10 protein-coding genes and 1 tRNA gene are annotated in these 9,850 nt (G+C 60.7%); 9 read left to right on the top strand and 2 right to left on the bottom strand.

Going from position 1 to position 9,850, the window contains the following annotated elements; genetic code table 11:
* Both ABUH87_RS01485 and ABUH87_RS01480 read right to left on the bottom strand, forming a co-directional pair.
* Positions 1-425, bottom strand: a 425-nt coding sequence (locus ABUH87_RS01485) for an aromatic ring-hydroxylating oxygenase subunit alpha (protein ID WP_367768297.1), incomplete at its 3' end; no start/stop codon positions are given.
* 993 nt (positions 426-1,418) lie between these two features.
* Positions 1,419-1,508 (bottom strand) — tRNA-Ser (locus ABUH87_RS01480).
* 225 nt (positions 1,509-1,733) lie between these two features.
* Here ABUH87_RS01480 and ABUH87_RS01475 point away from each other — a divergent pair.
* From ABUH87_RS01475 to ABUH87_RS01435, 9 genes are read left to right on the top strand one after another with little or no spacing between them, the layout of a single operon-like run.
* A complete protein-coding gene (locus ABUH87_RS01475; protein WP_367768294.1) occupies positions 1,734-2,705 on the top strand; it encodes a lytic murein transglycosylase in 972 nt (323 codons plus the stop codon).
* Positions 2,689-3,627 (top strand): SPOR domain-containing protein, encoded by a 939-nt coding sequence (locus tag ABUH87_RS01470; protein WP_367768291.1) that lies wholly within the window; start codon positions 2,689-2,691, stop codon positions 3,625-3,627. Before ABUH87_RS01475 ends, ABUH87_RS01470 begins: the two co-directional genes overlap by 17 nt.
* 59 nt (positions 3,628-3,686) lie before the next feature.
* The gene (locus ABUH87_RS01465) at positions 3,687-4,829 is read left to right on the top strand and encodes a D-alanyl-D-alanine carboxypeptidase family protein (RefSeq protein ID WP_367768287.1); all 1,143 of its coding nucleotides are present in this window, start codon (positions 3,687-3,689) and stop codon (positions 4,827-4,829) included.
* Positions 4,829-5,455: a dTMP kinase gene (gene tmk, locus ABUH87_RS01460; protein ID WP_367768283.1), complete on the top strand. Its 627-nt coding sequence runs from the start codon at positions 4,829-4,831 to the stop codon at positions 5,453-5,455. The genes ABUH87_RS01465 and tmk overlap by 1 nt, the downstream gene beginning before the upstream one ends.
* Positions 5,452-6,426, top strand: a complete 975-nt coding sequence (locus tag ABUH87_RS01455; RefSeq protein WP_367768280.1) for an AAA family ATPase — start codon at positions 5,452-5,454, stop codon at positions 6,424-6,426. The genes tmk and ABUH87_RS01455 overlap by 4 nt, the downstream gene beginning before the upstream one ends.
* A gap of 29 nt (positions 6,427-6,455) precedes the next feature.
* On the top strand, positions 6,456-8,024 hold the full coding sequence (gene metG / locus ABUH87_RS01450) for a methionine--tRNA ligase (RefSeq protein ID WP_367768277.1): 1,569 nt from the start codon (positions 6,456-6,458) through the stop codon (positions 8,022-8,024).
* Complete coding sequence (locus ABUH87_RS01445; RefSeq protein ID WP_367768274.1) at positions 8,024-8,800, top strand: TatD family hydrolase; 777 nt, start codon at positions 8,024-8,026, stop codon at positions 8,798-8,800. The genes metG and ABUH87_RS01445 overlap by 1 nt, the downstream gene beginning before the upstream one ends.
* Positions 8,797-9,576: an MBL fold metallo-hydrolase gene (locus tag ABUH87_RS01440; protein WP_367768271.1), complete on the top strand. Its 780-nt coding sequence runs from the start codon at positions 8,797-8,799 to the stop codon at positions 9,574-9,576. Before ABUH87_RS01445 ends, ABUH87_RS01440 begins: the two co-directional genes overlap by 4 nt.
* Positions 9,573-9,758, top strand: a complete 186-nt coding sequence (locus ABUH87_RS01435; protein WP_367768268.1) for a hypothetical protein — start codon at positions 9,573-9,575, stop codon at positions 9,756-9,758. The genes ABUH87_RS01440 and ABUH87_RS01435 overlap by 4 nt, the downstream gene beginning before the upstream one ends.
* Positions 9,759-9,850 lie beyond the last annotated feature (92 nt).

Below are 9,850 nucleotides of genomic sequence, written 5' to 3'. Positions count from 1 at the left end.
ACCGGGGTCATCTCGTCGAGCTTGTAGGCCGAAAGACGTTCTACGACTTCGGGGCCCAAAAACTCGGCCAAGGGGCGAGCCGCCTGGTCCGGATTGAGGAAGATGAACCCTGCGAATGTGTCCACCGGCACTTCCACCAAGCCGTGTTCAGCCTTGTCGATGTCGCCGACCAGATCGGGCCGAGCTACCGCCAACAGCTTACCGTCAAGACCATAAGTCCACAGGTGGTAGGGACAGGTGAACCGACCCGAGTGGCCCCTCGGCTTCTCGCACAGGATGTTTCCCCGGTGGCGGCATGAATTGACGAAGCCGCGAAGTTGACCCTCGCGGCCGCGGACGATCACGAATGATTGGTCGAAGATCTTGTAGACCTTCCAGTCGCCAGTGTTCGGAAGTTCATCCGCACGGCCGACGATCTGCCACACCTTGCTCCAGATCCGTTCGCGCTCTTGTTCCTGGATTTCCGCAGATGTTCCTGGATTTCCGCAGACGTGTAGCGCCCAGTCGGGATGCGCCAGTTGAACGCCTCCAGGTCGATGTCCGCGAATTCGCTGACGGTAGTTTGCTGGTGCATCGCAGATATCCTCCCGAGTCGTGTGCTTAGCTTATCTAAGCAATCCGACCGACGAAATAGATAATGTTATGACGCATTCTCCTAATTAGCGGCGGATCCCAGTCGGCCTTGATCTGCTTGGTTAGGCGCTAGAGATGCCCATGGCGTAAGGGTATGCTTCGTTGCCTCGACCTCTCAGACCGCGCTTTTCTCCCGCCTCGCCCGCGCACCTCTTGTGTCGGTTTTGACGCATCGCCGCTGACCCGCTCAGCCCCCTTCGATCCTAGGTCGAAGGGCGGTTCGGCCGAGCGCTCCGCTGATGCGCATAGATGCACCTAGCGGCATACTTGCACATGCCCTCAGTGCGCCCGGCGGCAACGGCTTGGCATGTCCTTTGCTCTTGGTCGCTGGATACTCTGGGCGGCGGAACGAGCATCTAGGCAAGGGACAATACAAATCTGACGCCTGAGGGCGCCCTTGCGCCTTCAGGCCACTCTCCCTTCTGTTCTAGAGGAGGGGTAAGATGCCAACTTGGCACTCGCACCCGAGGGTGACGAGTGGCCGAGCATCTCAAGATACCGCCGCAGCACCTAGACTGCTCCGCGACGGTACGTCTAGAGAGGCCGGTCTGCTGGGCAAGTCGGTCAGGGATCGCATCGACCCATCCTTCCGTCCATGAAGCACAATAAGGCCTTTGAGCACGAAGATCCCGAGCGCGTGTTCCCCTACGAGGGGTAGGCAGTGCGTCAATTGTGCCCCAAAAACGATCCTGCTGGTAGCGGAACACAAGGGAACCATACGGCAGGATATAAAGCCCGTGTCAGCAGGCTTCTTGAAACCTTACAGCAGCGCGTGGAAAGGGACATGGCGGACAGGGTGGGATTCGAACCCACGGTGAGCTTGCACCCACGCCGGTTTTCAAGACCGGTGCCTTAAACCGCTCGGCCACCTGTCCCGCGCAAAGTTGCGCATAGCTGAATGATCAGAGTGTGCAAGCCGAAGCATACGCTTGGCTGCATATCGGTTAGGGGGAAGGGTGGCTTCCTCGCGGTGACTTGCACGCAGCGGGCATTCCCATCGCCCGCCCTTTGTGCCAGATCCAGCAGGAATGATAGGACGCTTCATGTTTCGCCAGGTGCACTGCAAACTGGCTCGCCCATTTTTCCTAGCTTTGCTGGCTATGCCTTTCACGGCTGCGCAAGCTCAGCCGGGCGGCCAAGGGTTTGATACCTACCTCGAGACTGTTGCCGCACGTGCGCGGCGTGAGGGTGTTAGCAGTACCACGATCAGCCGTGTGCTGACGGGGCTGACCCCGAATACTCGCGTGATAGAGCTGGATTCCGGCCAGCCTTCCCGCAGTTCAGCGCCGCCGCCCGCAGCGCCTTACATTGCGCGGCATGTGGACGCCGCTCGGATTGCGCGGGGACGAGAGCGCTATGCACGTGACGCCCGGCTTTTGCCCGGGATTGAGCAGCGGTACGGAGTGCCGGGTTCGGTGCTGATGGCGATCTGGGGGCATGAAACCAACTACGGCAGCTACCTGGGGGACTTCGATCTCGCTCGATCTCTGGCCACTCTGGCCTGGGAGGGGCGGCGCCGTGGCTTGTTCGAGGGCGAGCTGATCGGGCTCCTCAAGATGGTAGACGAAGGCGTTCCCGCTTACCGCCTGAAAGGGAGCTGGGCCGGTGCGTTTGGTAACCCGCAGTTCCTCCCAAGCGTTTACCTCCGTCTGGCAGTCGATGGCGACGGAGACGGCACAGCCGACATCTGGAACAGTGATGCCGATACGCTCGCCTCGATCGCCAATTACTTCCGTGACGCCGGATGGCGCCCCGGTCAGCCCTGGGGCGTACGTGCGACGGTACCGGCCGGCTTTTCCATGGGAAATTTCGACACCAAGCTGGCAGCCCCCTCTTGCGACCGTGTCCACGCGCGGCATGGGCGCTGGCTGACAGTGGCTGAATGGCGTCAACGGGGCGTGGTCCCGAGCAGCCCCATCGGCCAGGACGTGCTTGCTTCCCTCTTTCAACCAGATGGTCCTGGCACCCCCGCTTATCTGTTAACCGGGAATTATCGTGTCATCCTGCAGTACAATTGCTCGAACTACTATGCATTGTCCGTGGGATTGTTAGCCGATGAGATTGCCCGCTAGCCGTACGTTACCTGTCGCGGCTCTGTTGCTTGCGGGCGGCTATGGCATTGCAGTGGAGGCACATCCGGAGAGAACCGACGTCGCGCAGGCCGGACCGGCTGCCGACTACCCGGTCACTATCGGCGATCCGTTTGATATTGAGGGCGTCAGATGGACCCCCGTTGACCAGCTGAATTACGATGCGGTCGGCTACGCCAAGGTTCAGCAGGAAGGCCTGCCTCCACTTACGGGCGCTCACAAGACACTCCCATTGCCGAGCTACGTTGAAGTAACGGCGCTCGATAGCGGGCGCACCATCGTTATCCGGCTTGTCGAACGGGGCCCGATGGTAAATGACAGCGTCATCGCTCTAGCCCCATCCGCAGCCGAGCAATTGGGTGTCGCCAAAGATCGCGCTGCGGTCCGGGTGCGCCGAGTCAATCCGCCTGAAGTGGAGCGTTCCCGCTTGCGAACAGGTGAGGCCGCACCGCGGAGGATGGACACGCCCGAGTCGCTCCTGAAAGTCTTGCGACGCAAACTTGCCGACCAGACGCCCAAGCCGGCCGCGAATGTGTCTTCAGCGGCAGTGCAGACGTCCAAACCGGCGGCAATCGGTGTCTATGCTGCAGAGGTAAAGGCCTCGTCCGGACCGATTTCCAGCGCCGCGCCCTTGCCCCCAACTGTGTCGAGAACGCAGGCCGCCGCAAGCGCTGAGCGCCAAGTCACCGGGAGGAACGGGACCCTTGTTGTGCAGGTGGCTGCCTTCTCCGCTCCTGAGCGCGCGGACAAAGTGGCAAAGCAACTGGATGGGCATGTCACTCAGGCGGGCCGATACTGGCGAGTCCGGCTTGGCCCCTTCATCGACAGTGGAGAAGCTGCACCAGCGCTGGAGAAGGCAAGGGCAGCGGGCTATAGCGACGCCCGAATCCAGCGCGCGGACTGAGATCGGCTAGCCGCGGCCTGGATGCACTGCATGGGGCGGTGCGCGGGAGTTCGCGGGTTTTGAAGCGGTTGCTAACGTTCCTTCTTGCGCTGCCTTTGCCGGCCAGCGCTCTTGCTGCAACGCCGATGGTGCCGTCGGAAGTGTTCCGCGTGCCGGTGAGTATGCTAGTGGATCTGGGCTCCGGAGAGGTGCTCGTCGCGCGTAGGTCTGATGTCAGCTTCCTGCCTGCATCGGTGACGAAAGTCATGACAGCCTATGTCGCGTTTGAGGAGATTGGCGCGGGCCGTCTGCCTCTGAACCGTACCTTCGTGGTGCCACCGGAGATCTCACGCGAGTGGTTTGCGAAAGGTACTTCGATGTACCTGAAGCCTGGCCAGCCGGTCACGACTGACGCGCTGTTGCATGGGATCATGACAGCGTCCGCGAATGATGCCTCCATGGTTCTGGCCCACGGGTATGCTGGAACAGTCGAAACCTGGTCGTTGATGATGAACGACGCCGCGCGCCGTCTCGGCATGACGCACAGCCACTACAACACGCCAAACGGATGGATGGACGAGGGGCAGACATTTGTCAGCGCTCGTGACCTGGTGCGGCTGGCGGACGCGATGACCATGCGCTACCCGCGGCTTTACAAGCACTTTTCGGGGCAGAAGCGCTATCGCTGGCAGGACATATCCATGCGTAGCCACGACCCTACAGTCGGGGTCGTGCCGGGAGCCGATGGCATCAAGACCGGCTATACACGTGAAGCCGGCTACAATTTTCTCGGCTCGGCAGAACGAAATGGACGACGGCTTGTCATGGTGCTGGCGGGCGCACGGACTCATACCGAGCGTGATGCAGCTGCCAAGGCATTGCTTGAATGGGGCTTCACCCAATGGCGCAGCTATCCTTTGTTCGCCGAAGGCGCGACAGTTGCGCGCGCGCGCGTCCAAGACGGTTCTACAACAACCGTCCCCCTCGTGGCGAACCGCGCGTTGTACGCGACGGTGCCGCGGTATTCGAAGGCACGCGTCTCGATGACTCTGCACTATAAGGGGCCCCTTGTGGCGCCGGTTCAGAAAGGTTCTCAGGTGGCAGAGGTCGAAGTGAAGGTTGACGGTGTCGAGTCCTCGCGCATCCCGCTTTACGCGGCGCAGGACGTGCCGGTCGCAGGGTTGCTGGCACGAATGCGCAACGGACTGCTGAATATTTTCTGATGCGAAGCGGCACGTTCATCGCGTTCGAAGGCGGGGAGGGCGCCGGCAAGTCCACTCAGGCTCGGCTGCTCGCAGAGGCCCTCGGGCGGCGCGGTCTTGAGGTGGTACTAACTCGGGAGCCTGGGGGTACCCCCGGAGCCGAGGCCATTCGCAATCTGCTGCTGGCGAACGAAGGAGACGGCTGGAACTGGCGTGCCGAGGCATTGCTGTTTGCAGCCGCCAGATCCGATCACGTCGAGCGACTGATCCGCCCGTCCCTTGCGAAAGGACGCTGGGTTATCTGCGATCGCTTTCTGGACTCGAGCCGCGCCTATCAAGGGAGAGCGGGAGGGTTGAGCGACGCGGAGATCCGAAAGTTGCACCAGATCGGGAGCGAGGGGCTGCTGCCCGCACTTACCGTGCTGGTGAACGTCTCGCCTGAAGTTGCAGAACAGAGGCTCTCGCTGCGGGATGGCGGGAGCAGCGACCGGATCGGTGCACGATCGCCGGAATACCATGCGCGGGTGGCTGCGGCCTTCAGCGAATATGCGCAAGAGGAGCCCGAGCGGTTTGCTTTGATCGATGGAAACGGCACGGTCGAGGCCACTCACGCGTTGGTTCTGGAAGCCGTCGAGAAGCTCTTGTGACGTTTTCTTCGGTAGTCGGGCAAGACGCTGCTTGGCAGGAGTGGCTGAAAGCACTCGCTTCGGAACGCATGCATCATGCGTGGCTACTTGCTGGTTCGAAGGGCTTGGGGAAGGGGGCATTTGCTCGGGCCGCCGCCACGGAGCTTGTTCGGGAAGGTGCGCTGGAGCAGTGGGATTCAGAATCTCACCCCGACATCCACATTCTCGAGCATCTGCCTGCCAACGAGGACGAAGCGAAGAAAAAGGCAGACGGTAAGCCGTACCAGTCCAAGCGCAATATCAGCGTCGATCAAGTCCGTGGCATGATCCGCCGCCTGTCGACGAAGCCGACGGTCGGAAGCCGCCGGGCAATCGTGATCGATCCGGCCGACGATCTTGAGAAAAGTGCCGTGAACGCCCTGTTGAAAGCGTTGGAGGAGCCTCCTTCCGGAACATTCTTTCTGCTTGTCGCGCATCAACCGGGACGGTTGCTCCCCACCGTTCGCTCACGCTGCCGCGTCCTGCGATTTGCTCCCCTCTCGGCGGAAAGCCTGAACGCGGTTCTTCTGCGCGATTTTCCCGAAGCAGAGGTGTCATTGCGAGGAGAGGCGATTGCGGCGGCCCAAGGCTCACCCGGCGTGGCGTTGGCATACGTTCAGCATGATCTCGGCAAAATATACCGCGCGATGAATCTCATTCTTTCGGAAGGCGACCCCGAATTCCGCCTGCGAGGCATGCTAGCCGACGCGATGGGGGCGAGGCCTTCGCGCGACAGGCAACTTGCTGTCCTTGAGCTTGCGCGTGCTGTGCTCGCGGCCACGCTGCCGTCTGCAGCATCGCGGCAGCAGTCAGCGGTGATCGAGGCACATGCAGCACTTACGCGCTTGTCAGCGCAGGCGCCCACTTACAATTTCGATTCAGGCCTGCTTATATTGGAGATTGGCGGGTTGCTGGCCTCGGCCGCCGCGCTTAGAGAAGCTGCTCACCATTAATCGATAGTCAGAGAAAGTCGCGGCGGCGCATGGCCGATCCCTACTACATCACAACCGCCATCAGTTATCCAAACGGCCGTCCTCACATCGGCCATGCTTATGAAGCGATCGCAGCGGACGTCATCGCTCGACACCGCAAGGCCGAAGGCTTTGACGTACGGCTGCAGACGGGCACGGATGAGCACGGCCTCAAGATGGCGCAGAAGGCGCGCGACCTGGGAACCACTCCCTCGGAACTGGCTGATGAAATGTCCTCTCATTTCAAGGTCATGTGCGATTCTTTGAACATCGCGTATGACACTTTCATCCGTACCACGGAGCCGCGTCATCAGTCTGCCGCTCAGGATCTCTGGCGCCGAATGGAGGCAGCGGGCGACCTTTACCTGGATCGCTATGAAGGTTGGTATTCCGTTCGCGACGAAGCCTACTACGATGAGGCTGAACTGGTCACGGGTGAGGGCGGCGAGAAGTTGTCCCCCCAAGGCACTCCCGTAGAGTGGACTGTCGAGGAAAGCTGGTTCTTCCGGCTATCCCGCTATCAGGAGCGCCTGCTGGATCTCTACCGGTCAACTGAGTTCATCCGTCCGCAAAGCCGCTGCAACGAAGTCATGCGCTTCGTGGAAGGCGGACTGCGAGACCTGAGCGTGTCGCGCACAAGCTTCGACTGGGGGGTGCCCGTGCCTGGGAGTGAGGGGCACGTGATGTATGTGTGGGTCGACGCGCTCACGAACTACATCACAGGCCTGGGCTTTCCCGACGAAACCGGTGATTATGCCAAGTGGTGGCCCGCCGACCTTCACCTGATCGGCAAGGACATCGTTCGCTTTCACGCAGTATACTGGCCCGCCTTCCTGATGAGCGCCGGCTTGCCGCTACCGAAACAGGTATTCGGTCACGGCTTTCTTCTTAATCGCGGGCAGAAGGAATCGAAGTCCCTCGGGAACGTCACGGATCCGCTCTTGCTGGCGGAGCAATATGGCGTCGACACCTTGCGCTACTTCCTCATGCGTGAGGTCGCTTTCGGGCAGGATGGCAGTTATTCACCCGAAGCGATCGTCACCCGCGCGAACGCAGAGCTCGCGAATAGCTTCGGCAACCTGGCTCAACGCACTTTGTCGATGATCTTCAAGAACATGGATGGCGATTTGCGTCCGCATCATGAGCTCACCGAGGCGGATGTGACGCTCGGGGATGCCGTCGCACTCGGCATTACAGGCCTGCGCCGCGCCTTTCTTGACCTGGACTTCAGCGACGGACTCGAAGCTTGGATGAGAGCGGTCTTCGCGTGTAACCAATATGTCGATGAACAGGCGCCTTGGGCTCTGCGCAAGACCGATCCCGATCGCATGCAGGCGGTTTTGATGACGCTTCTTCGCTGTGTCCGCAGCTTGGCCATTGCTGTTCGTCCGGTAGCGCCGTCGGCTATCGACAAGCTTCTTGATCAGATGGGCGTGGCTTCGCACGCACGCGAGTATGCATCGCTCTCTGACGACCGCTGGTTGGAAGACTTGGCCGAAAGCGGCTTCCGCATCGGCCAGCCCAGCGGCGTGTTCCCTCGCCTCGAGATGCCGGAAGCCGCGGCAACCGAAGGCGCCTGATGCTGATAGACTCCCACTGCCACCTTCAATACGAGGGCCTCGTCGAGGACCGCGAGGGCGTTTTGAGCCGTGCTCGCGCCGCTGGAATCGGCGGGTTTCTCAATATCTCGACTCGCAGGTCAGAGTGGGAAGCGGTGATTGCGACCGCAGATCAAGAGGCCGATGTCTGGGCGAGCGTGGGAATACACCCGCACGAGGCCGATGCGCACGAAGATCTTGGCGAGGCCGCGCTGCTGGAGGCGGCAGCGCACCCCAAAGTCATCGGGATCGGGGAAACAGGACTAGACTACTACTACGACAAGTCTGATCGCCAAACGCAACAAGCGCTGTTTCGTACTCACATCAACGTCTCACGGGAAACCGGATTGCCGTTGATCATTCATACTCGGGATGCTGAGGAAGATACCGCAGCGATTATCAAGGAGGAGATGGGGAAGGGCGCGTTCCCGGCCTTGATCCACTGCTTCACCGCGTCGGCGGAGTTCGCCCAGTGCATGCTAGACCAGGGGCTCTCGATCTCGCTGTCGGGGATCGTAACATTCAAGAATGCCAGAGGCTTGCAGGCGATTGCGGCGGAACTGCCGGAGGAACGCCTGCTGGTGGAAACGGACGCGCCCTTCCTGGCGCCGGTACCGCACCGCGGTCGTACGTGTGAGCCTGCCTTTACTGCGGATACGGCCAAGTTCCTCGCGGACCTGCGCGGGTCATCTCTTGAGAACCTGTCTGAAGTCACCACCCGCAACTTCTTTTCACTCTTCCAGAAAGCGGCGCAGTGAAAGTAACGCTTCTTGGCAGTGGAACTTCAACCGGTGTGCCGCGATTGGGCGGTGAGGAAGGAATAGATTGGGGCCTGTGCGATCCGGCAGAGCCGCGCAACCGCCGGAGCCGCGTCTCTATCGTTGTTGAAAACGACGCAGGCAGCCGCCTTCTGGTGGACACCTCACCGGATTTGCGCAGCCAGTTGCTCAACTGCGGCATTACGCGGATAGATGCGGTGTTCTGGACCCACGATCACGCCGACCACTGTCACGGGATCGACGATCTCCGACCGCTCCGCTACGGTCGTGGAGGACCGATCCCGGGATATGCGGGATCAGAGACTGCGCGCCGATTGCGACAGCGCTTTGGCTACGTCTTCGCCGGCCAGTTTGGCTATCCGACCATTGCGTCGCTGGACGACCTTAAGAACCTGAGGATCTGCGAAGGTTTCGGAGTGTCGAGCTGCCAGATGCCGCATGGTCCAGCGCAGTCGACCGCATACAGGTTCGATCATGGCGGTAAGTCGATAGGTTATGCGACCGACTTTAGCGAGATCACCAGGGAGATGGTCGAACTGTTCGTCAACTGCGACATCCTTGTTGTGGACTGTCTCCGTCGCGAGCCGCATCCAACGCATGCGCACCTTGGCATGGCTCTGGAACTGGCAGATGCGGCGCGGGTCGGGCGTGCAGTTCTCACGCATCTCGATAAAAGTATGGACTACGCCTCTCTATCAGACGAGGTTCCAGCGCACGTACTCGTCGGCTTTGATGGACTGGTGCTGGCTGCATGAGAGCGGAGTTGATCGTATCGATTGTCACCGTGCTCGGTGCGCTGTTTCTTGTCTGGCGCGGCCTCGTCACTCGCTCAATGGAGCGTGGTCAGCGGCTGAAGTTCGCGCTGATCTGGGCCGTGATCATCATCGCAGTGGTTCTGGTAGTCCGGGTGCTACAATCGGGCGGGATGGCCGGATAGCCCTTTCGGCCAATCCAAAATTAACATAATATAGATTATCATCGCCGCATCCGGCGCTATACGATGCCGGGTTACGATGTCTGGCGGCGTTT

Source organism: Novosphingobium rhizovicinum (assembly GCF_040813635.1).
GTDB classification, from domain to species: Bacteria; Pseudomonadota; Alphaproteobacteria; order Sphingomonadales; family Sphingomonadaceae; genus Novosphingobium; species Novosphingobium rhizovicinum.
The sequence above is the reverse complement of the archived record's forward strand: the minus strand, read 5'-3'. Positions and strand labels throughout refer to the sequence as shown.